Annotated in this window: 16 protein-coding genes and 2 pseudogenes; 2 read left to right on the top strand and 16 right to left on the bottom strand. The window is 46.7% G+C overall.

Features of this window, described 5'->3' with window-relative positions; translation table 11 throughout:
• Positions 1 to 3 precede the first annotated feature (3 nt).
• Complete coding sequence (locus HYN51_RS05010; RefSeq protein ID WP_108901827.1) at positions 4 to 1,305, bottom strand: MFS transporter; 1,302 nt, start codon at positions 1,303 to 1,305, stop codon at positions 4 to 6.
• A gap of 295 nt (positions 1,306 to 1,600) precedes the next feature.
• Here HYN51_RS05010 and HYN51_RS05000 point away from each other — a divergent pair.
• A pseudogene (locus HYN51_RS05000) lies at positions 1,601 to 2,673 on the top strand (LacI family DNA-binding transcriptional regulator).
• An 81-nt stretch (positions 2,674 to 2,754) separates the two neighbouring features.
• On the opposite strand, the gene HYN51_RS04995 reads toward HYN51_RS05000, so the two are convergent.
• The 10 genes and pseudogenes from HYN51_RS04995 to pdxB all read right to left on the bottom strand — a co-directional run bounded on the left by HYN51_RS04995 (position 2,755) and on the right by pdxB (position 14,162).
• Entirely contained in the window at positions 2,755 to 3,330 is a 576-nt protein-coding gene (locus HYN51_RS04995) for a UbiX family flavin prenyltransferase (protein ID WP_108901825.1), read from the bottom strand.
• 1,587 nt (positions 3,331 to 4,917) lie between these two features.
• Entirely contained in the window at positions 4,918 to 6,435 is a 1,518-nt protein-coding gene (gene purF / locus HYN51_RS04990; protein ID WP_108901824.1) for an amidophosphoribosyltransferase, read from the bottom strand.
• 50 nt (positions 6,436 to 6,485) lie between these two features.
• Positions 6,486 to 6,980, bottom strand: a complete 495-nt coding sequence (gene cvpA, locus HYN51_RS04985) for a colicin V production protein (protein WP_108902169.1) — start codon at positions 6,978 to 6,980, stop codon at positions 6,486 to 6,488.
• A gap of 134 nt (positions 6,981 to 7,114) precedes the next feature.
• A complete protein-coding gene (dedD, locus tag HYN51_RS04980) occupies positions 7,115 to 7,960 on the bottom strand; it encodes a cell division protein DedD (protein ID WP_108901823.1) in 846 nt (281 codons plus the stop codon).
• Positions 7,953 to 9,233 carry a bifunctional tetrahydrofolate synthase/dihydrofolate synthase gene (folC, locus tag HYN51_RS04975; RefSeq protein WP_108901822.1) on the bottom strand — a complete coding sequence of 427 codons (1,281 nt, stop codon included), beginning with the start codon at positions 9,231 to 9,233 and terminating at the stop codon, positions 7,953 to 7,955. Before folC ends, dedD begins: the two co-directional genes overlap by 8 nt.
• Before the next feature lie 91 nt (positions 9,234 to 9,324).
• Positions 9,325 to 10,232 (bottom strand): annotated as a pseudogene (accD, locus tag HYN51_RS04970) (acetyl-CoA carboxylase, carboxyltransferase subunit beta).
• A 198-nt stretch (positions 10,233 to 10,430) separates the two neighbouring features.
• Positions 10,431 to 11,096, bottom strand: coding sequence for a DedA family protein (locus HYN51_RS04965; RefSeq protein ID WP_108901821.1), 666 nt, complete (start codon positions 11,094 to 11,096; stop codon positions 10,431 to 10,433).
• 12 nt (positions 11,097 to 11,108) lie between these two features.
• Positions 11,109 to 11,924, bottom strand: a complete 816-nt coding sequence (gene truA / locus HYN51_RS04960; protein ID WP_108901820.1) for a tRNA pseudouridine(38-40) synthase TruA — start codon at positions 11,922 to 11,924, stop codon at positions 11,109 to 11,111.
• On the bottom strand, positions 11,924 to 12,934 hold the full coding sequence (locus HYN51_RS04955; RefSeq protein ID WP_108901819.1) for an aspartate-semialdehyde dehydrogenase: 1,011 nt from the start codon (positions 12,932 to 12,934) through the stop codon (positions 11,924 to 11,926). Before HYN51_RS04955 ends, truA begins: the two co-directional genes overlap by 1 nt.
• Positions 12,935 to 13,034: 100 nt before the next feature.
• A complete protein-coding gene (gene pdxB / locus HYN51_RS04950) occupies positions 13,035 to 14,162 on the bottom strand; it encodes a 4-phosphoerythronate dehydrogenase PdxB (RefSeq protein ID WP_108901818.1) in 1,128 nt (375 codons plus the stop codon).
• 258 nt (positions 14,163 to 14,420) lie between these two features.
• On the opposite strand from pdxB, the gene queC reads away from it, so the two are divergent.
• Positions 14,421 to 15,110, top strand: coding sequence for a 7-cyano-7-deazaguanine synthase QueC (gene queC, locus HYN51_RS04945; RefSeq protein WP_108901817.1), 690 nt, complete (start codon positions 14,421 to 14,423; stop codon positions 15,108 to 15,110).
• Between the two features lie 281 nt (positions 15,111 to 15,391).
• Here the strand turns inward: queC and HYN51_RS04940 are convergent, their stop codons facing one another.
• The 5 genes from HYN51_RS04940 to clpX all read right to left on the bottom strand — a co-directional run bounded on the left by HYN51_RS04940 (position 15,392) and on the right by clpX (position 22,407).
• Positions 15,392 to 15,769 (bottom strand): ComEA family DNA-binding protein, encoded by a 378-nt coding sequence (locus HYN51_RS04940; RefSeq protein WP_108901816.1) that lies wholly within the window; start codon positions 15,767 to 15,769, stop codon positions 15,392 to 15,394.
• Between the two features lie 166 nt (positions 15,770 to 15,935).
• Complete coding sequence (gene ppiD / locus HYN51_RS04935; RefSeq protein ID WP_108901815.1) at positions 15,936 to 17,822, bottom strand: peptidylprolyl isomerase; 1,887 nt, start codon at positions 17,820 to 17,822, stop codon at positions 15,936 to 15,938.
• 244 nt (positions 17,823 to 18,066) lie between these two features.
• Positions 18,067 to 18,339: a nucleoid-associated protein HU-beta gene (hupB, locus tag HYN51_RS04930; protein WP_108901814.1), complete on the bottom strand. Its 273-nt coding sequence runs from the start codon at positions 18,337 to 18,339 to the stop codon at positions 18,067 to 18,069.
• Between the two features lie 187 nt (positions 18,340 to 18,526).
• On the bottom strand, positions 18,527 to 20,914 hold the full coding sequence (gene lon / locus HYN51_RS04925) for an endopeptidase La (RefSeq protein WP_108901813.1): 2,388 nt from the start codon (positions 20,912 to 20,914) through the stop codon (positions 18,527 to 18,529).
• Between the two features lie 221 nt (positions 20,915 to 21,135).
• A complete protein-coding gene (gene clpX / locus HYN51_RS04920; protein WP_108901812.1) occupies positions 21,136 to 22,407 on the bottom strand; it encodes an ATP-dependent protease ATP-binding subunit ClpX in 1,272 nt (423 codons plus the stop codon).
• Between the last annotated feature and the right edge of the window lie 110 nt (positions 22,408 to 22,517).

Here is a 22,517-nt window from a genome sequence, read left to right as displayed (position 1 = left end):
ACCTTAGGCACGTTTAGTACGGCGCTCTGCAATAAAAGAAACCAAGAATATTGCACCAATCAGATCAAAGAATCCCATCGCGATGAACAGCGGGTTAAAACCTATCTTGTCGGCGGTAACACCAATAAGTAATGAGAACAGGAAGCTGGCAATCCACGCTGCAGAACCTCGCATACCGTTAACCGTCGCCATCTGACCTTTATCGAAAGAGTCCACAACCAGCGCACTCAACATACAAGAGATAATCTGATGGCCAAAACCACCGATAGAGATCAGTACAATAGCAATATACGGATCTTTAGTAATCGCAACCAATGCCAGAGAAAGCATCATAAATGCACCGGTAACAGAACTGGCCACCACAGAGTTGGTCCGCGAGCAGCCAAACCAGCGGGCATACAGTTTTGTCAGATAACCACTCGCTACGCTGCCTAAATCGGCGGCCAGGAACGGCAACCAAGCAAACATGGCAATCTGCTTTAAATCCATACCCCGTTCGTTAGCAAGATACAGCGGAACCCAGAAGCTCAATACCGCCCAGGCCGGTTCAGCCATAAACGCCGGGATAGCAATACCGTAAAAACGTTTGTTTTTAGACACTGTTTTTAGTGCAGTCAAGAAAGGCAACTTCACCGCAGGTGCTTCGTTATCTTGCTTGATGAAAGCCAGCTCTTCCTTGCTCAAATTCGGGTGCTGCTCAGGGTTTTGATAAAACAACCACCACAGAATAACCCACAACATCGCCAGAATACCGGTAAACATAAATGCACCCTGCCAACCAAAAGAGGCATGTGCAAAATAGATAATAGGTGGAGCCAACATCGCACCAATGGAGAAACCTACCCCTGCCCAACCAGCAGCTACCGGACGCTCCTTTTTAGGGAACCATTCACCAATGGTTTTGGCATTAGCGGGCGTTGCTGCCGCTTCGGCACCGCCCATCATGAAGCGTAAAATAGCCAGTTGTAGCCAGCTTCCCGCGCCTGCATGCATCATACAAACAATTGACCAAATAATTGCACATACTAGAAAGCCCAGCTTCAGACCTATCACATCAATCAACCAGCCGCATATTGGCTGAAACACGGTATAGGCTAACTGAAAAGCACCAACAATCCATGAATACTGTTCGGTGGTAATACCCAGGCTAGTTTTTAACTCCGGAGCCAAAATACCAAGCGAGTTACGGGTAATATAGTTAACGGTAACCCCCGTCAGAAACAGTACCAATACCCACCAACGCAGATTGCGGATGGTTCGCGTGGCCTTCACTGCGGTCACATCCTGATTTATTTCAGTACTCATGTTGATCTCCTCCTTGCAGCGATAATAATCAGGTCTGGCCTAACAGCGTTCTGGCTGCCACTTTCTTTAACCATCTGATTAATTGTTTTTTATTTAAATTTTTTGGAGTAGAAAAGCGAAAAGCAATTCGACAAACTGAGCCTAAATGAGTTATAAACTGTCCAATAGCAGATTTGCTGCAATAATTTTCATCAGCATGAAATAGCCAGATAAACATTTAGTTAAACAGCTTTAAGAATAGTGAATACTAAAAGATGAAAAAATTTTCATTTGCAAAATGGGCATAGATCACAGAATGAGTAAAAAGCTAAAAATCAGCCAAATTGCAGCCCAAACGGGGCTGTCTATCAGTACAGTTTCAAGAGTATTAGCGGGAAAATCCAACACAAGTGAAACAGCAAAACAACGCGTTCTAACTTGTGCACAGCAAAATGGCGTACTGCAAGGAATGGCTGATGGTCGTTTATTACTTAACAATCTGATGGTCTTTGCCCCCCAGCGGGCTTTTGACGAACGTCTGGATGTCTTCTATTACCGTGTCATTCAAGGCATCAACAAAGCGCTAAGTTCTCATGAAGTTCGACTACGCTATTGTGCACTGGAAGAACTCGACAGCGATACCAATCTGTTTTTGACAAAAATGAATGAGCCCGATACCGAAGCGGTGATACTGCTGGGGATTGACGATCCCCACATTCACGATTTAGCGGTGGACTTGGGTAAGCCGTGCGTCCTGATAAACTGCCGCGATCGCAAAATGCGCCTGCCTGGCGTATCTCCCGATAATCAACTTATTGGTGAATATGCCGCAAGCTACCTTTTCGAACTGGGGCATAAAGTGGTGGTTAATCTGCTATGTCTGCGGCGTCACACCATGGAGCTCCGCCTCGCGGGAATTCGAGACGCATGGGAAGCCCATAACCTCCCGTTCGATGATGTTCAACATCTAATAACCGCCCAAAGCTTCAGCGCTAAAGAAAGTGAACAGCTCATCGGTGATTTTCTCGCCGTCACGCCACGGGATAAATTGCCCAGTGCATTATTAGTCGGGGGGATTTTATGGCTGCCGGTGCCGTCAGTGCGCTACAAAAAGCAGGACTGCGCGTTCCTAATGACATTTCTGTGATGAGTATTGATGGTTTCAACTTGGCGGCAATCCATGATGTACCGCTGACTTCCGTTCATGTACCGCGCGATCAACTCGGTGAAGAAGCGGTACATATTCTTCAGCAGCGTCTGATTCGCCCACAGGCTCCTATCGGTAACTTATTGCTAAACGGCACGTTGGTAATACAGGAATCGGTACGCCGTATCCGCCCAAACAAAAAACATACGGCAGTGCGTAATGACGGGCTGTATGATGAATAAACGCTTGATGGTTATCTCAGGATTCATGGTTCCTGAAATAACCCGATCTTCCAGAACCAGAAAAATATTTAGTCGATTGCCTTATGGCTTACTACCCTGCCAGCGCTCAAACAAATCCTGTTCCAATTGAATATCAAACTGGTCTAACACCCGGTTCACCGTCTGATCGACAATATCCTGTACGCTTTGAGGTCGATGATAAAACGCCGGAGCCGGAGGCATAATCACCGCTCCCATTTCCGCCGCCTGAGTCATCAAACGCAAATGGCCCAGATGTAATGGCGTTTCCCGCACGCACAGCACCAGCGGCTTACGCTCTTTCAACGTCACATCCGCGGCCCGACTTAATAAATCATCGGTGTAACTGTTTACAATAGCCGACAGCGTTTTCATCGAACATGGCAAAATCACCATACCGTGACAGCGAAACGAACCGGAAGATACCGAAGCGGCAATATCTCGCACATCATGAACCACAGAAGCCAATGAGGTGACATCACGCAGGCTATAATCCGTTTCCATTGCTAACGTCTGACGAGCAGCATTACTGACTATCAGATGGGTTTCTACTTCTGCACAATTTTGCAGAACCTGTAACAGGCGGATGCCATAAATCGCACCACTGGCACCGGAAATACCGACAATCAAACGTTTCATATGAAAACTCTTCGCATTCGCTGAATAATGACAGGACTTTGCCGTAATCAGGGCACTTTATCAATCAGAATCCTATTGGGTAATAACGCTTATGAATAAAAAATGCCGCACTGAAACATCAGAACGGCATTTCAGACTGATAACAAAGTCACATGATTCATGTTTTATATTGGTTTTGTGTTTTAGCATAGCCAATCGGCGGGAGAGATTGCCGTTGGGGTCGTAGCAGCTTTAGCTGCCGGAGCACCCCTAGGGAATCTAGGCCCGACGCGCTCTACAGCTAAGTACAGATGGTCTTCCACCGAGCACGAAAGTAATTTGAGCAATATCGTTTTTACGGCCGGAATATTCACAGATACTGATTATTAGGTTTGCCAGCAGTCTGAAATGCCACACTGAAACATCAGCACGGCATTTCAGACTGATAACAAAGTCACATGATTCATGTTTTATATTGGTTTTGTGTTTTAGCATAGCCAATCGGCGGGAGAGATTGCCGTTGGGGTCGTAGCAGCTTTAGCTGCCGGAGCACCCCTAGGGAATCTAGGCCCGACGCGCTCTACAGCTAAGTACAGATGGTCTTCCGGCCGAGCACGAAAGTGATTTGAGCAATATCGTTTTTACGGCCGGAATATTCACAGATACTGATTATTAGGTTTGCCAGCAGTCTCAAATGCCGCACTGAAACATCAGCACGGCATTTCAGACTGATAACAAAGCCACATGATTCAGTTTTATATTGGTTTTGTGTTTTTAGCATAGCCAATCGGCGGGAGAGATTGCCGTTGGGGTCGTAGCAGCTTTAGCTGCCGGAGCACCCCTAGGGAATCTAGGCCCGACGCGCTCTACAGCTAAGTACAGATGGTCTTCCGCCGAGCACGAAAGTAATTTAAGCAATATCGTTTTTACGGCCGGAATATTCACAGATACTGATTATTAGGTTTGCCAGCAGTCTCAAATTCCTCACTGAAACATCAGAACGGCATTTCAGACTGATAACAAAGCCACATGATTCAGTTTTATATTGGTTTTGTGTTTTAGCATAGCCAATCGGCGGGAGAGATTGCCGTTGGGGTCGTAGCAGCTTTAGCTGCCGGAGCGCCCCTAGGGAATCTAGGCCCGACGCGCTCTACAGCTAAGTACAGATGGTCTTACGGCCGAGCACGAAAGTGATTTGAGCAATATCGTTTTTACGGCCGGAATATTCACAGATACTGATTATTAGGTTTGCCAGCAGTCTCAAATGCCGCACTGAAACATCAGCACGGCATTTCAGACTGATAACAAAGTCACATGATTCAGTTTTATATTGGTTTTGTGTTTTAGCATAGCCAATCGGCGGGAGAGATTGCCGTTGGGGTCGTAGCAGCTTTAGCTGCCGGAGCGCCCCTAGGGAATCTAGGCCCGACGCGCTCTACAGCTAAGTACAGATGGTCTTACAGCCAAGCACGAAAGTGATTTAAGCAATATCGTTTTTACGGCCGGAATATTCACAGATACTGATTATTAGGTTTGCCAGCAGTCTCAAATGCCGCACTGAAACATCAGCACGGCATTTTCGAAGTTCAATCATCAATAATTGCCAATCTACCCTTCGTTATACATTTCCAAATTTTCTGCATTATGATGATCTTTGTCTACCTTAGCGCCATCATTACGCAAGGTATCCAAATAATCGAGATAGTTTTGATCAATATCCCGCGTGACATAAATACCGTCGAACACGGAACTCTCAAACTTCTCGATATCATGATTATCTTCGCGAACGGCCTCAACAAGATCGTCCAGATTCTGGAAAATTAACGCATCCGCACCAATGATTTGATTAATTTCAACAACTTCACGACCATGAGCAATTAACTCATTGGCACTTGGCATATCGATGCCGTAAACGTTAGGAAAACGCACTTCCGGAGCAGCCGACGCCAGATAGACCTTTTTAGCCCCTGCTTCACGGGCCATTTCTACGATCTGCTCTGACGTGGTACCGCGCACAATAGAATCATCAACCAACAGCACGTTCTTATCACGGAACTCAGCACGGTTAGCGTTAAGTTTACGACGAACCGATTGTTTACGCGCCTGCTGGCCCGGCATAATGAAGGTCCGGCCAACATAGCGATTTTTCACAAAACCCTGACGATAGGGTTTATCGAGAATACGGGCAATTTCCAGAGCGATATCACAGGAGGTTTCTGGAATAGGAATAACCACATCGATATCCAAATCGTCCCATTCACGGGCAATCTTCTCACCCAGTTTTTTACCCATACGGACACGGGCACTGTAGACAGAGATCTTATCGATAAAAGAATCCGGACGAGCGAAATATACATACTCGAACAAACAAGGATGACTTTGCGGGTTATCGGCACACTGTTGCGTAAACATTTGCCCTTGTTCCGACACGTAGATGGCCTCTCCCGGCTCGACGTCACGCAAGAACTCAAATCCTAAGGTATCCAGCGCTACGCTCTCAGAAGCGACCATATACTCGATACGGCCGTCCTCCAGCTTCCGTTTGCCAATCACCAACGGACGAATACCGTTGGGATCGCGAAACGCCAACATACCGTGACCGATAATCATGGCTACACAGGCGTAAGCCCCACGGATCAATTTATGAGTATTGCGAACCGAGACAAAAATATCCTCAGGCGTTAACGGATAATGGCGAAAGTTATCCAGCTCGCTGGCCAGAATATTCAACAGAACTTCAGAATCAGAGGAAGTGTTAATATGGCGACGAGCCACTTCAAACATCTTATGCTTCAGTTCATGGGCGTTGGTCAGATTACCATTGTGAGCCAGAGAAATACCATAAGGGGAGTTAACGTAAAACGGTTGAGCTTCAGAAACGCTAGACCCACCTGCCGTAGGATAACGAACATGCCCGATACCCATGTTACCTTGCAGACGCTGCATATGCCGCATCTCAAACACGTCCTTCACTAGGCCGTTGGCTTTTCTTAAGCGAAAATTGTTATTTTCATCAATGGTAACAATACCCGCAGCATCCTGCCCACGGTGCTGAAGCACCGTGAGCGCATCATAGATGGATTGGTTGACTGGTGTAAAACCAACAATACCGACAATACCGCACATGCTGTCTTTTCCTCATCAGTATCACCCCACGCCCACCCTGACGAAAATGTCTATTGCGTAACGTGAGGCAAGAAACTCGACGAACTTTGCAAGTAGTCAAAAAACCACTTGATAATATGACTAAATTGCGGGATCAACTGGGACTGTACCCAATCTGTGCTTTTAGAAAGCGATGTAAATGAGTCAAGGAAAAACAGTAACGCAGCGACAATTAGCACGCCTCTTAAAGCACCAAAACAGATGCCCAAAACGCGGTCCGTTCCGGAAAGTCCGGTATGTTTTACCAAGGAACCGATTACATAGTTAACAATAGCACCCACAATCAATGTCGCAATAAATAGCGCGGCGATAGCAATTCCGTTACGTACCAACTCGTCCTGAAACTGCGTAAAATAAACTGTCAGGTAAGGGTAAAATTGACTGGCTACAAAAAATGCCGCTACCCAAGTTACCAATGACAACGCTTCACGAACGAATCCTCTAATCAGGCTAACCAGCACTGAAAAAACAATAATGCCGATAATGGCATAGTCAACCCAATTCATCATATGTACATCCATGTATTCATAATGTGGTACTTCATAAAATCAGCCTATGTAAATGCTACGCCGTCTGATTTTCAGCGTATTCTAACAGAAAAAGAAAACGTTTGCGTATCGTTTTTCCACTTAAGCAAACGTTATCGTCCGGTACTATATGCTTTAACTTGTCCACTCAGCCCAGTCAGTCGATGTAAGTCCGGCAATGATGCTTCAAGTTTTTGTTTTGAAGGATCCGGGCCAACCACTAAACGCGTAATCTGCCCCGAAACCGGTGTCGCAGGCGCCGTATATACTCGGTAACCTGACAAACGCAACGTAGCAACTAACTCATTCACCTTATCTGCATTTTTTAATGCGCCAAGCTGAACAATATAAGCCTGACCAACAGGCGGTTTTTCTACCGGCTTGGTCGGCTCTGTCGGCTTAACCGTTGGTTTAGACTCCGGTTTAGGTTCTGGCTTAGGATCGGCTGGCTTCACCGTCGGTTTTGGCTCAGGTTTAGGCTCTGGTTTAGGATCGGCTGGCTTCACCGTCGGTTTTGGCTCAGGCTTAGGTTCTGGTTTAGGATCGACTGGCTTCACCGTCGGTTTTGGCTCAGGCTTAGGCTCTGGTTTAGGCTCTGGTTTAGGATCAGGCTTCAGCTCTGGTTTGACTTCTGGTTTTTTAGTTGGCGGTACGACTTCTGGCGGTGTTGTTACCCCTCCATTACCTGCCGCCAGCGGTGGCGTCTCTATCGCTCCCGGTTCAGAGCCGTCACCCGCTTCAGGTGTGGTAACGCCTGTATTTACCGGCGGTAGATTATGATTTACCGAAGGTAAAATTTCAGTGTTCTGCTCATCCCCTTCTTTAGGTACCAAAGGGATTGAAGCAAACTCATCTTCGTAATGTTTTTTCTTACCGTCAAACAGGCTGGGAATGACAATTACCCCAATAGCGACAATAATCACTGCTCCCACCAGCCGGTTCTGAAATTGACTAGCCATCCTGTTCTCCTGTGCATGACTCCAACGCTTCCATCACGTGTGCAACCGTGTGGAAGGAACCACAGACAATAATGGTGTCCTGACTACCCGAATCCTGTAGCGCCTGATTCCAGGCCTGTTTAACATCAGAAAAGATATGCGGTTGAGGTAAATACTGCGCCAACTGCCCTGCTGTCGCGCCACGAGGCCCTTCCAGAGGAGCGCAATACCATATATCCACTTGAGGTTTAAGTAATGCTAAAGTGCCTTCGATATCTTTATCCGACAGCATTCCAATTACTGCATAAACCTTTCCACCCAGCTTAGGTAACGCCGCCAAGCGTTCAGCTAAATAGCCTGCCGCATGAGGGTTATGAGCCACATCAAGAATTCTTAACGGTGACTGACCAATAATCTGGAAGCGGCCCGGCAGTGAGGTTTGCTTTAATCCCTGATGAATAGCATCATCACCCAGACTCAACGAAGAGTAATGCAGGGCAGCCATCGCCGTTGCCGCATTCGCTAATGGCACGTTTGGCAATGGTAAAGAAGTGAGTTGTTCTCCATTCGCCTGCCAGCTCCAGCTATCACCCGTAGGATTGACGCTGAATGACCACTCATGGCCACGACAGTAAAGATGTGCATTAAGCTGATGAGCAACATCGACAATACTTTGTGGCATATCGGGTTCACCCACGACAGCCGGACGTGCTGAACGGAAAATACCAGCTTTTTCACGACCGATACTTTCGCGATCAAAACCTAACCAGTCAGTATGGTCCAATGCGATACTGGTGACGACGGCCACATCGGCATCAACTATATTGGTTGCATCCAGACGTCCACCCAGTCCGACCTCCAGAATGACCACATCCAGCCGGGCTTGCTTAAACAGTTGAAACGCTGACAGGGTACCAAACTCAAAATAGGTCAGTGAGGTTTCCCCTCTTCCCTGTTCGATCAGGGAAAAAGCCTGGGTATGGTCACTTTCTGCCAGTTCTTGCCCCTGAATTCGTACCCGTTCGGTATAACGAACCAAATGAGGGGAACTGTAAACGCCAACCCGATAGCCTTCGGCCATCAAAATAGTTTCCAGCGTTCGGCAGGTCGTACCCTTGCCGTTAGTTCCAGCAACAGTGAAGACATAGGGGGCAGGCTTGAGTAAATCAAGGCGTTCAGCGACCAAACGAACCCGCTCCAGACCTAATTCGATAGCCTTGCTATGCAGGTGTTCAAGATAATAAAGCCACGAGGCAAGAGGCGACGTGGCTTGTGGTATTTCCAGATCTTTCATGATTCCCGTTCACTTAGCTACGGTATTGTTTTGCACAATCCGACCAAAAGACCGGATTGTGTAATTATCATTAGTAAATCACCGTTCAGAGCTACTCTTTCGCTTCTTGCGTCGGCTCTGAAGGTTCGGCCTGAGTTTCACCCTCAGTCGGCAGAGGCTGACCGGTCATTTTTGCCAGCAGGCCAGCTAAACGCTGACGCATTTCAGGACGGCGAACAATCATATCGATTGCCCCTTTCTCAATCAAAAACTCACTGCGCTGGAAACCTGGCGGTAACTTTTCACGGACAGTCTGCTCAATAACCCGTGGGCCAGCAAAGCCGATCAAGGCTTTTGGTTCTGCCACGTTGATGTCACCCAGCATTGCCAAACTGGCAGAAACACCACCCATCGTTGGGTCAGTTAATACTGAAATATAAGGCAACCCACGCTCTTGCATTTTAGCTAATGCGGCGCTAGTTTTGGCCATCTGCATCAGAGAGAACAAAGCTTCCTGCATACGGGCACCGCCGCTGGCAGAGAAACAAACCAGTGGGCAATTATCTTCCAACGCCTGTTCAACACCGCGAACAAAACGGGCTCCAACCACTGACGCCATTGACCCCCCATAAAAGAGAATTCAAACGATGCTACCACGACTGGCATTCCGTACAGGGTACCTTTCATGACGACCAGTGCATCTTTCTCATCCGTCTCTTTTTGAGCTGCGGACAGACGATCTTTATATTTTTTAGAATCTTTAAACTTCAGCAGATCTTTAGGTTCAAGCTCGCTACCCAGCTCAACTTCACTACCTTTATCTAGGAAGCTATGCAGACGCACCCGGGCACTCATACGCATATGGTGATCGCACTTAGGACAAACGTCCAGATTACGATCCAGCTCAGCGCGATAAAGCACCTGACCACAGCTATCGCACTTGGTCCAAACCCCTTCAGGGATGCTAGCTTTGCGCGTTGGAGCGCTGCTCTTACTTAAAATTCTTTCAATCCAGCTCATTGATGACCTTTCTGTTTAAACCGAGCATACTGCTGGCCTGTTATTCAGACTGATATCTTCCTGTGATAATGACAGTGATTGTCTGGCACAGGTATATGACATAAATAATCGCCCATTAAACCATAACGCTCCGATAGAGTGGACTAAAAACTTATCGGAACCCTTTATTCTACATAGAGAAAATCATAACCAAATGAATTATTGTATTTTTTTATTTTTTGCAGCCGCGCGACGATGGCGAATAACCTCTATCACACCCGGCATAATCGAAATAAGGATAATCGCAACTATCAATAATTTTAAGTTATCTTGCACAATCTTTAAATCGCCGAAAATATATCCTGCATACGTGAACAGCACAACCCAGAGCACGGCCCCAATAATGTTATAAGTGGCAAAATGGCGATAGCTCATATGCCCCATACCGGCAACAAACGGCGCAAATGTTCTAACGATCGGAACAAATCGAGCCAGAATAATGGTTTTGCCGCCATGACGTTCATAGAACTCATGGGTTTTCACCAGATAACTTCTGCGAAATATTTTAGAATCTGGGTTTCTAAATAGTTGTTCACCAAATAGTTTACCAATGATGTAGTTTACCGCATCGCCTAAAATGGCTGCGGTAATCATCAATGCCACCATAGCATGGACATTAATATCATTTCCCGGCAGTGCCGATAACGCGCCAGCAACAAACAGCAATGAATCCCCTGGCAAGAACGGCGTTACCACTAGGCCTGTCTCGCAAAACAAAATCAAAAATAGGATGCCATATACCCACATGCCATAATTTTCAAAGATATGCGCTAAATGCACATCGATATGGAGAATGAAATCAATTAAATAAGTAATGTAATCCATAGTAGCTGTTAATCATCCACAAAGGTTGTTATCTAAAAAAAGCGGGCCTAGCGGCAAGTTGGGTAACTCAAAACGCTCCGGATAATCCACCGCCACTAAATACAGGCCTTCCGCCTTTGCCGTTGCAGCAGCCAGTGTGCGATCTTTCGCAGCCAGCAGTTCAGCCATCCAGTGCTCATGCTGATTGCCACAACCAACCTCCAGCAGGCTGCCAACAATATTTCTCACCATATGATGCACAAACGCATTAGCCTTTATATCTACCACTACATAGGCACCCTGTCGCGAGACATTTAAATGATTTACATTCCGCCACGGCGTACGCGATTGGCAATACACGGCCCGAAAAGAGGTAAAATCATTTTCACCTAACAGGTGCTGCCCGGCACGGTGCATACGCGCTTCGTCCAGAGGTAAATGAAAATGGGTAACCCCGCGGCTTAATATGGCAGGACGAAAACGATGGTTATAAATAATATAACGATAACGACGTGCCGTTGCACTGAAACGGGCATGAAAATCTTCATCAACCTGTTTTATCCAACGCACGGCAATATTCTTTGGTAGATTGGCATTCACGCCCATTGTCCAAGCAACATCTTGCCGTTGAACATCGGTCTCAAAGTGGATTACCTGCCCAGTGGCATGAACGCCCGCATCCGTACGGCCAGCACAAAAAACGGTTATCGGTTGGTTAGCCACTTGAGTTAATGCCTGTTCCAAATGCCCCTGAATGCTGGCAACTTCCTGTTGGCGTTGCCAGCCACAATAGGCACTGCCATCATACTCGATGCCTAATGCAACCTTAACTTTTCCCGCCGCTGACATCAGTAAAAATACTCCTGAGTCAGGCTCTCCGCCGTTTTCACCATCATTAATGCGCCGCCAAAACGGATATTATCAGCAACCGACCAGAATTGGATCTGCTCAGGAATACCATAGTCATTACGTAAGCAGCCAATGCTTAAGTGTGGATTGCCGGTCGCATCACTAACCTGAGTGGGATAATCATCATTCTCGCTAAGTTGAATATCTTCAGCATTGGAGAGCTCATCATAAGCCTCTTCCGCCGATAGTGGACGCAGTCCTTCCATATGTACCACTTGCGCATTACCATAGAATACTGGGGACTGAATGCAAGATATTGAAATCATCAGCCCATCATCTTGCAGGACTTTACGGGTCTCATCCACCATACGGCGTTCTTCTCTAACGCTTCCTTCAAAATCAGGTAACAGTGGTAGCAAATTAAACGCCAATTGTTTGTTAAAGAAACCCTCTTCTACCGGTAAACCATTTAGCAAACGGGCACTTTGGCCGGCCAGATCGTCCACTGCCGCTTTACCGTGCGCGGAGGCAGATAACATGGCGGTTACCTGAAGCCGAGAAAGACCGGCTGCTTCAGAAAGTGGCTTAATCGCCGTCAGCAACTGGCTGGTCAAACTATCGGCTACGGCAACAATATTGCGATTACGATACTCTGATAACGCATGATTGTTCACCCCCGGCACCACTAAAGGCACTTCCGGCTCAAGGGAATATACCCCGCTGTTATCAATGACCAAGCATCCACTACTCGCCGCTTCGTCAGCATAGCGTACTGCCGCTTCTGCTCCTGCAACAAAGAAAGCCAACTGGGCCTGCGACCAGTCAAATTCAGCCGCGTTCTGTACCACAATACTTTTACCATTAAAACGCAGCGTTTCACCGGCAGTGCGTTCACTGGCTAAAAGATGCAGTTCTCCAACGGGGAAATTGCGCTCCTGCAACAACTCAAGCAGGGCCTCACCTACTGCTCCTGTCGCCCCAAGTACCGCGACTTGCCAACCATCAGTCATGCTGAGCTCTCCAAATTGTTACATGTATGCACATCACGGCACACTCCCTCTCTCCTTTTGGGGAAAAAGAGCATGCTGTGGAATCATTTTAATTCAAGTGTTATCGATATCTGACGCTAAAGCCAAGCTGCTGAAGCTGAGTGGCAGTCTCAACATTGTCACACTCAACGGTTAGAGAGGACCACTCTCTACGTTCGACATACTCTTTACGTAAGCGGTCAAACTCACCGCGCTGGCCTGCCACTTTTCTTAGTGGCGCATCATCACGGCGCACATCATACACCAGATGAACTAATCGTTTTAGCCTGTGTTCATCTAATTCACCGTTAAAAGTGATATGGTTGAACTCTGCCTGCGGTAATAAAGAAGAGAACTCGATGTTTTTCGGTTGCCCCATATATTCACTCAGTGCCTGATAAATCTGAGTGGTGCCACGCGCCTTCCCCTCCAGCGAATAACCCGCTATATGAGGAGTACCGATATCTACCCGCGCCAATAGCGGCAGCAGTAAGTCTGGTTCAGGTTCCCAAACGTCAAGAATAGTACTCAGCTGTTTCCCTTTCTCCAAGGCTCGCAATAAAGCAATATTATCCACCACCGCACCGCGACTGGCATTAATCAAAATACGCCCTGGAGCTATAGCAGCTAGAACTGAGTCATCCACCATATGGAAGGTCTTATCCACCCCATCTTTATACAAAGGCGTGTGGAAGGTTAAAATATCGGCCTGCTGCACCAGCATTTCTAGCGGTAAAAATTCTGTGTCTTTTTCTTTGCGTGCCCGAGGTGGATCGCATAACAACGTTCTGACGCCTAATGCTTTCAGTCGGTTATTTAATCGTGAGCCTACGTTACCAACACCAACAATGCCGACGGTTTTATCTTGGAGTTGAAAACCATCTCGTTCAGCCAGCATCAGTAAGGAAGAGAAGACATACTCAACAACGGCAATCGCGTTGCAGCCCGGAGCCCCCGAAAAGCCTATACCATGCTGTTTAAGCCAGATATCATCAACATGATCGGTACCTGCTGTTGCTGTCCCCACAAAACGAATCTGAGAACCGCTCAATAACTCGCTATTTACTTTGGTGACTGAACGAACCATTAGCACGTCAGCATCCGCTAATCGTTCACGCTCTATCTGCCGTCCGGCAACCAGACTTACCTCACCCAACTGCCCGAACAGTTCGCGGGCATAAGGCATATTTTCATCAGCCAGAATTTTCACGTTATTTTTCTCTTATCTGTTTCGCATGAGCAGAAATCGTTGGTTAGGATTGAAGGCTAGCCACAATAAAACATGGCAACATCACCTGCGAATCACTATTATTAGCTGCTTTGTTGCTTATGGGTATTCCTGATATCACCATATTTGCCATATTGTCAGGCAGACAGCTTATAACAATGTAATGAAGAATACCCTGAATGTATATGCTATTTCCCCGATAACAAGGGGTATCAGATAGAAACGGTTGATGGAGTGATTATGAAACGTGCGGTGGTTGTTTTTAGCGGTGGTCAGGACTCAACAACCTGCCTGATTCAGGCACTAACACAGTATGATGAAGTTCATTGCGTCACCTTCGATTATGGACAACGTCACCAGGCTGAAATTGAGGTCGCCAAATCTCTGGCTAAACAACTGGGCGTCACCGCGCATAAAGTGATGGATGTTGGCTTGTTAAATCAATTGGCTATCAGCAGCTTAACTCGCGACAACATTCCTGTTCCTACCCACGTTGATGATGGCATTCCTAACACCTTTGTACCCGGTAGAAACATCCTGTTTCTAACGCTGGCAGCAATTTATGCCTATCAGATTAAAGCACAGGCAGTGATTACCGGCGTATGTGAAACCGATTTTTCCGGTTACCCCGACTGCCGTGATGAATTTGTTAAAGCACTGAATCACGCGGTTGCTTTGGGTATGGACTATCCGGTGAGTTTCGAAACGCCACTAATGTGGCTGAATAAGTCCGAAACTTGGGCGCTAGCCGATTATTACGGCCAATTGGCGTTGATCCGCCACCAAACCTTGACCTGCTACAACGGTATTCAAGGAGATGGCTGTGGCGAGTGCCCGGCCTGTCATTTGCGCGCCAATGGGCTGAAAACCTATCAAGACAATCACCAACAGGTTATGGCACAGTTGAAACGTAAACTGACGTTGAAGTAATCGAGTTCTTTTCAAACAGCACTCCATTATGGCTTAGTGCCAGATTACTGATAAACCTGCGATATCGGTATCTATGGGTATTCCGACCGTAATAATATGCTTAAACCTGCATTGTATGCGCTCGGTAAACCGTCTGTACTCACCAAGAGAGCGCGTCAGGTTTAGCCCGACAATTGGCATTTTGAATGCATAAAACTTACCCATCAAACTTTATCATCTCCCTGACACCACGCCATATCTGCGTGGTGTCGTTATATTGTTTAATTGGCCCCTGATATAACTCAGAGCTTCAGCCGGGTTAAGTTACGTTCAATTGTCGCCGCACCAATACCTGGCACTTCCTGAAGCTGTTCAATGCTGGCAAACTGCCCATGTTGTTCCCGATAATTCACAATACTCTGGGCCTTTTTCAGCCCGATGCCCAACATAACCTCGGCTAGCTGCTCCGCTGTGGCTTGATTAATACTGACCTGGGCATTATCTAACACTTTCTTTCCTTTACCTGTGGTCACTACTTCCGGTAATGGTGCAGTGACTACCGACGTTGGCGGTGCACTCTCTTTCACCGGTGCTTTATCGGCAAAAGCCGGGCCGCTAAGTGGTAGCAACAACGCTCCAAGAAACAGACAGTGGCGTAAGGTCAGAATTGATTCTTTCATATGGATATCCTTTGTTATTAAACTGCGCCTTATGGTCACAGCCATAACAGATTGCCAATCCCGGTGATTAAGTTAAATCGGCGGTTTTCAGATATGCAAAAGGCCGCGAAAGCGGCCTTTGATTATGGTGATATGTTACATATAAATGCGACGTATGCCGCACATATTACTGAACGTTAGCTAAATCACCCATTTTGATTTTTGCCTGCTGTCTCAGGTTACCGATCAGGGCATCCAGTACAACACTGCTATCCTGATTAGCCATCTGAGCACTAAATGCTTTTAATGACGAAGCATCCATTTGGCCTGGGTGAACCGCATCCAACGCCACTAAAACGACATTATCACTCTTATCGCTAGAGACGCCGTATGATGGTTTGCCTTCTTTCGGCAGCGGTAACGCGAATACGCTCTCTGCCAGTTGTGCGTCATCTGACATACGGGTAATTACTTTCTTGTCACCAAACCTAATGTTGGCAGCCTGAAGCGCTTCATCACCTTTATCAGTTTTCAGTGCAGCAAGCAGTTGATCGGCTTGCTCACGCGCCATCTTGACTACGTTCTGACGTTTCAGCAATTCGGTAATATCGGCTGAGACTTCTTCAAACGGCTGTACGGCTTCTGGACGATATTCAGCAATACGCAGTACAAAAGCACGATCGCCTTCTACCGTAATTAAATCAGAGTTAGGGCCAGGCGCACCTTTCACACCAATCAGATCTCCGCCGAAAATCTCTTGGACTACTTCAGGATAGGCCAGCTCTTTTGGCATGTTACTGCGAGACAACCAACCGCTTTCTTGCGCTTTCAGACCCGATGCTTTTTCTGCTGCATCCAGAGACGTATTATTGCTGGCTGCACCATCAATTAATTTGCTCTGAATATCTTCAAACTTGTTATAAGACTTATCCTGTAACAGGTTTTTAGTAATTTCAGCTTTCACATCTTCCAGCGATTTCTCTTTTGCGGCCTGAATATCGTTCAAACGAACAATTAGATAGCCCATATCAGAATGAATCACATCTGACAGTTGGCCTTTTTCTGTTAATTTCGCTTTAGCGATATCATCAGGCACGGCTGTTGCTTCCAACCAACCTAAATCACCACCTTTAGCGCCAGAATCTTTTTCCAGTGATTTCTCTTTCGCTAATGCGGCAAAATCAGCACCGTTTTTCAGTTGTGACAACACATCTTTAGCATCACTCTCTTTAGACAACACGATAATGCTGTAACTGGTGCGCGGAGCCTGAACATATAGCGGTTTGTTCTTGGCATAGAAATCGGCAACGTCCTGATCGCTGACTTTGATATCGTCGGTCAGTTTTGCTGCATCTACTTCAATATATTTGACACGGGCCATTTCTGGTGCAGTAAAGCGGCTCTTATTCTGATCGTAGAATGCTTTAACTTGCTCTGCCGTCGGGATAACTTCAGGCTTGGCTTCCAGCGCTTTCATACCAATGCTGGCAACTCGTACATCGCGCTGCTGTTGAATCAATGCGACAACGGATTCAGTTTCAGCCGGCAGAGAGAAATGAGTACCCGCAAATGCGGCTAACAGTTGCTGAGTCAGCAATTGTTTACGCGTCATTTCTGCATATTGTTCTGGCGCAATCTGAAAGCGGTTTAACAAGTCACGGTACTTACTGTTATCAAACTTACCGTCAGTAGAAAACTCAGGAGATGACTGAATAGAGGTTTTAACCTGATCGTCGCCAATCGCCATGCCAATCTTGGCAGCATATTGGTCAAGCAACAGATCGTTAATCATGCGGTTAAGTACCTGCTGACGCATCTGCTTCACGTATGCTTCATTGCCTGCTAACTGAGAGAACTGTTCGCCAAGCTGTTGTTGTAAACGAGCGCGTTCATTCATGACCGATTGCTCAAACCGGGCGCGGTCAATTTCTTGTCCGTTTACTTCGGCAACGTAAGACTTTGAACCGCCAACTAGGTAACTACCCACGCCGGTTAAAACAAACGATAGCATAATCAAAGCAAGGATAACTTTAAGCACGACACTATTCGAGGCCGCGCGTAGATTGTCCATCATAGGGTGACAACTCTCCGCTGTAATAGGGCTAAACCATGAAACATAGATATGGTTGACCGCCATATGACGATTTACCAACGGGTCTATATGTTTACTGCCAGAATTGATGCTTATCTGACAGATGGCTATAAGTTTATATTAACCTTCAAAAAAGGCATAAAAAAAGCGCATCATTCGATGCGCCTCTATTCTATCAGTTCATTGCCTTAAGGTAAGGCCTTACATGGCAAAAACCAAAAAAATCTTAGTTAACTGCGTCTTTCAGCGCTTTACCCGCGCGGAATGCCGGAACTTTTGCTGCTGCAATTTTGATTTCTTTGCCAGTTTGTGGGTTACGACCAGTACGGGCTGCACGCTCACGAACAACAAATGAACCAAAGCCAACCAGAGAAACTTGATCGCCGTTTTTCAGCGCATCAGTAACTGCATCAATGATTGCGTCTAATGAGCGGCCAGCTGCAGCCTTAGAAATATCTGCTCCCGCAGCGATTTGGTCGATCAGTTGTGATTTATTCACTATAAAATCCCCTTTACGATAAATTGTCGTCCCTGATCATCGATAGGGATACGACGCCACTGCTCTTATATCAAGCAAAACAAGCGATAGCAAGTTAGCCTGCGCACTAATTTAACGGTACATAAAAAAACTGGCAAGAGAGAACACCCTTGCCAGCCCTAGTTTTATCAACAATATTTGCTCTACATCACTTTTTTGGCATTTTTACCGCTGCCGTTGGCTTCTTTGTCGCCACCGGTGCAGCACCAAATGGTGGATTCTGTAGCGCAAGGGTGAGCACTTCTTCAATCCGCTCTACCGGATGAATGTCCAGATCGGCAATCACGTTTTCCGGAATATCTTCCAAATCACGTTTATTTTCTGCAGGGATCAGCACAGTTTTAATTCCACCGCGATGCGCTGCCAGTAACTTCTCTTTCAGACCACCAATCGGCAGAACTTGACCACGCAGTGTAATCTCACCCGTCATAGCTACATCAGCACGCACCGGGTTCCCCGTCAAACAGGAAACCAAAGCGGTACACATGGCGGTACCGGCACTTGGGCCATCTTTTGGTGTAGCGCCTTCCGGTACGTGAACGTGGATATCGCGCTTCTCGTAAAAGTCACCGTTAATACCCAGCTTCTCGGCGCGAGCACGCACGACAGTCAGCGCCGCTTGGATGGATTCCTGCATAACCTCACCCAGAGACCCGGTGTAAGTCAGCTTACCTTTACCCGGCACACAGGCGGTTTCGATAGTCAATAAGTCACCGCCAACTTCAGTCCACGCCAGTCCGGTTACCTGACCTACGCGGTTTTCATTGTCGGCACGACCATAGTCAAAACGCTGAACCCCGAGGAATTCTTTCAGGTTATCCGCATTCACCGTAATATGTTTCACGGTCTTATTCATCAGCAAGGTTTTAACTGCCTTGCGACAAACTTTGGAGATCTCACGCTCTAAACTACGAACGCCAGCCTCACGGGTGTAATAGCGAATCATAGAAACAATCGCTGAGTCATCTAACGTCAACTCACCTTTCTTCAATGCATTACGCTCAAGTTGCTTCGGTAACAGATGCTGTTTGGCGATATTCAACTTTTCATCTTCGGTGTAGCCCGACAGACGAATCACTTCCATACGGTCTAGCAGTGGCGCAGGAATGTTCATGGAGTTAGATGTCGCGACGAACATGACGTCGGACAGGTCATAATCCACTTCTAGGTAGTGATCGTTAAACGCGACGTTTTGCTCTGGATCCAGCACTTCTAATAGTGCTGAAGCCGGATCACCGCGCATGTCAGAAGACATTTTGTCGATCTCATCCAGCAGGAATAACGGGTTTTTCACCCCAACCTTGGCCATTTTCTGGATCAGTTTGCCCGGCATGGAACCAATGTAGGTACGACGGTGGCCTCTAATCTCAGCCTCATCACGCACGCCACCCAATGCCATACGCACATATTTACGACCGGTAGCATTGGCAATAGACTGGCCCAGTGACGTCTTACCTACGCCCGGAGGCCCAACTAAACAAAGGATTGGCCCTTTAATTTTGCTGACACGGCTCTGAACCGCTAAATACTCAAGAATGCGATCTTTCACCCGGTCAAGCCCGTAGTGATCGGTATCCAGAATCTCTTGCGCTTTGTTCAGATCCTTTTTCACTTTGCTACGTGAATTCCATGGAACCTGAATCATCCACTCAATATAACCGCGCACTACCGTGGCTTCCGCAGACATTGGAGACATCATCTTCAGCTTCTGCAATTCAGCCTCGGTTTTCTCCCGGGCGTCTTTCGGCATTTTCGCCGCTTCAATCTTACGTTTAAGCGTTTCTATCTCATCTGGCACATCGTCCATCTCACCCAGCTCTTTCTGGATGGCTTTCATTTGCTCATTCAGATAGTACTCACGCTGACTTTTTTCCATCTGTTTTTTAACGCGATTACGGATACGCTTCTCAACCTGCAGCAGGTCGATTTCAGACTCCATCATCGCCATCAGGAATTCAAGGCGTTCACCGACATCCACCATTTCCAACACGGTTTGCTTGTCACTCAACTTCAGTGACATATGTGCAGCAATCGTATCTGCCAGACGAGCAGGATCTTCGATTCCATTCAGGGAAGTGAGGACTTCCGGTGGAATCTTTTTGTTCAACTTAATGTAACCATCAAACTGATTGATAGCAGTGCGGATAAGAACTTCCTGCTCCTGCTCATCAATACTGGCAGTCGGCATATATTCTGCCTGTGCAGAGAAATGCTCACCGTTATCAGCCAGCATGGTAATACGGGCACGCTGTAATCCTTCGACTAGCACTTTTACCGTACCGTCAGGCAATTTCAGCATTTGCAAAATAGAGGCAACGGTTCCCACCGAAAACAGATCGTTAACACCTGGGTCATCCATAGTGGCGTCTTTCTGTGCGACCATCAGAACCTTTTTATCCTGCTCCATCGCTGCCTCAAGACAACGAATAGACTTCTCCCTTCCAACAAATAGTGGAATAACCATGTGTGGATAAACCACTACGTCTCTTAAGGGCAGCGCAGGGATTTCAATGCGTTCGGAACGCTCAGCATTCATAGAGCTCTCTCTTTGTTCGTTTTCCGCCAACTAAATACATTAACGGAAATGGGGGATACGTTATCAACGTAGTACATGAAAGAGTATATGGGGACTATTCAATTACATTCAACGGTAGACAAAGATAAAAAATCAGGAGGATATTATCCCCCTGATTTTTTCACTGATTGCAACGCCATTTTCAACCGTACTTTATTGAAAACCGACGATGATTTTATCAGTTACTCACCGGATGCCTGAGCTTCAGCCTGGCTGTAGATCAGGAGTGGATCGGTATTGTTTTCAATAACCGAAGCATCAATCACCACTTTGTCCACGTTTTCCATAGAAGGAATGTCATACATGGTGTTAAGTAATGCGGCTTCCACAATTGAACGCAGGCCACGAGCACCCGTTTTGCGTGACATCGCCTTTTTAGCGATGGCATCCAGCGCTTCATCGCGGAACTCCAGTTCAACATTCTCAAGGTGGAACAATGCCTGATACTGCTTGGTTAACGCATTTTTAGGTTCTTTCAAAATCTGAATCAGCGCCTGCTCATCCAGCTCACCCAGCGTAGCCACTACCGGCAGACGACCGATAAACTCAGGAATCAGACCGTACTTGATCAGATCACCTGGTTCAACCTGCTTAAACAGTTCACCTTCCGTTGCTTTATCGGATGCTTTTTTCACCGTCGCGCCAAAACCAATACCCGTGCCGGTTTCAATACGCATACCGATAACTTTATCCAACCCGGCAAATGCACCACCACAGATAAACAGAATCTTAGAGGTATCAACCTGTAAGAATTCTTGCTGTGGATGTTTGCGTCCACCCTGCGGAGGAACGGCAGCAATAGTCCCTTCAATCAGCTTCAGCAGTGCTTGCTGTACGCCTTCACCGGAAACATCACGGGTAATAGACGGGTTGTCTGATTTACGGGAAATCTTATCGATTTCATCGATATAAACGATACCACGCTGAGCTTTCTCAACATCGTAATCACATTTTTGCAGCAGTTTCTGAATGATATTTTCAACATCTTCACCCACATAACCCGCTTCCGTTAATGTGGTTGCATCCGCCATAGTAAACGGCACATCCAGAAAACGTGCCAGCGTTTCCGCCAGTAGTGTTTTACCGCTACCCGTTGGGCCAATCAGCAAAATGTTACTTTTACCTAATTCAACATCATGGCTGCTATCGCTATTGCGTAAACGCTTATAGTGATTATAAACCGCAACCGCCAGAACTTTTTTAGCCTGCTCTTGCCCAATCACATAATCATCAAGATGCTGACGAATTTCGTGCGGTGTCGGTAGTGCATTGCGCTCTCTGTGTGGTATTAATTCTTTAATCTCTTCGCGAATAATATCGTTACATAAGTCGACACATTCATCGCAGATATACACTGACGGACCAGCGATTAACTTGCGAACTTCGTGCTGGCTTTTACCACAGAAGGTACAGTACAGCAGCTTTCCTGAACCGTCTTTGCCCTTATCTGTCATCAGTAAACCTCATAAATTTAAACTCTACTTTATGCATCCTGCTTCACTTTCCCTGACGCATACCAGTATCCGGCAAAGCTATTACCGCCTACCTATTTGTATAAGTGTAG

Origin of the sequence: Limnobaculum parvum, assembly GCF_003096015.2 — a bacterium.
GTDB lineage: Bacteria > Pseudomonadota > Gammaproteobacteria > Enterobacterales > Enterobacteriaceae > Limnobaculum > Limnobaculum parvum.
This window is presented reverse-complemented; position numbering and strand designations above follow the sequence as displayed.

What these genes read in the sequence shown, in the direction of transcription:
- HYN51_RS05010 (WP_108901827.1), bottom strand. Translation starts at nt 1,305, where the DNA reads ATGAGTACTGAAATAAATCAGGATGTGACCGCAGTGAAGGCCACGCGA.
- HYN51_RS04995 (WP_108901825.1), bottom strand. Translation starts at nt 3,330, where the DNA reads ATGAAACGTTTGATTGTCGGTATTTCCGGTGCCAGTGGTGCGATTTAT.
- purF (WP_108901824.1), bottom strand. Translation starts at nt 6,435, where the DNA reads ATGTGCGGTATTGTCGGTATTGTTGGTTTTACACCAGTCAACCAATCC.
- cvpA (WP_108902169.1), bottom strand. Translation starts at nt 6,980, where the DNA reads ATGAATTGGGTTGACTATGCCATTATCGGCATTATTGTTTTTTCAGTG.
- dedD (WP_108901823.1), bottom strand. Translation starts at nt 7,960, where the DNA reads ATGGCTAGTCAATTTCAGAACCGGCTGGTGGGAGCAGTGATTATTGTC.
- folC (WP_108901822.1), bottom strand. Translation starts at nt 9,233, where the DNA reads ATGAAAGATCTGGAAATACCACAAGCCACGTCGCCTCTTGCCTCGTGG.
- HYN51_RS04965 (WP_108901821.1), bottom strand. Translation starts at nt 11,096, where the DNA reads ATGGATTACATTACTTATTTAATTGATTTCATTCTCCATATCGATGTG.
- truA (WP_108901820.1), bottom strand. Translation starts at nt 11,924, where the DNA reads ATGTCAGCGGCGGGAAAAGTTAAGGTTGCATTAGGCATCGAGTATGAT.
- HYN51_RS04955 (WP_108901819.1), bottom strand. Translation starts at nt 12,934, where the DNA reads ATGACTGATGGTTGGCAAGTCGCGGTACTTGGGGCGACAGGAGCAGTA.
- queC (WP_108901817.1), top strand. Translation starts at nt 14,421, where the DNA reads ATGAAACGTGCGGTGGTTGTTTTTAGCGGTGGTCAGGACTCAACAACC.
- HYN51_RS04940 (WP_108901816.1), bottom strand. Translation starts at nt 15,769, where the DNA reads ATGAAAGAATCAATTCTGACCTTACGCCACTGTCTGTTTCTTGGAGCG.
- ppiD (WP_108901815.1), bottom strand. Translation starts at nt 17,822, where the DNA reads ATGATGGACAATCTACGCGCGGCCTCGAATAGTGTCGTGCTTAAAGTT.
- lon (WP_108901813.1), bottom strand. Translation starts at nt 20,914, where the DNA reads ATGAATGCTGAGCGTTCCGAACGCATTGAAATCCCTGCGCTGCCCTTA.
- clpX (WP_108901812.1), bottom strand. Translation starts at nt 22,407, where the DNA reads ATGACAGATAAGGGCAAAGACGGTTCAGGAAAGCTGCTGTACTGTACC.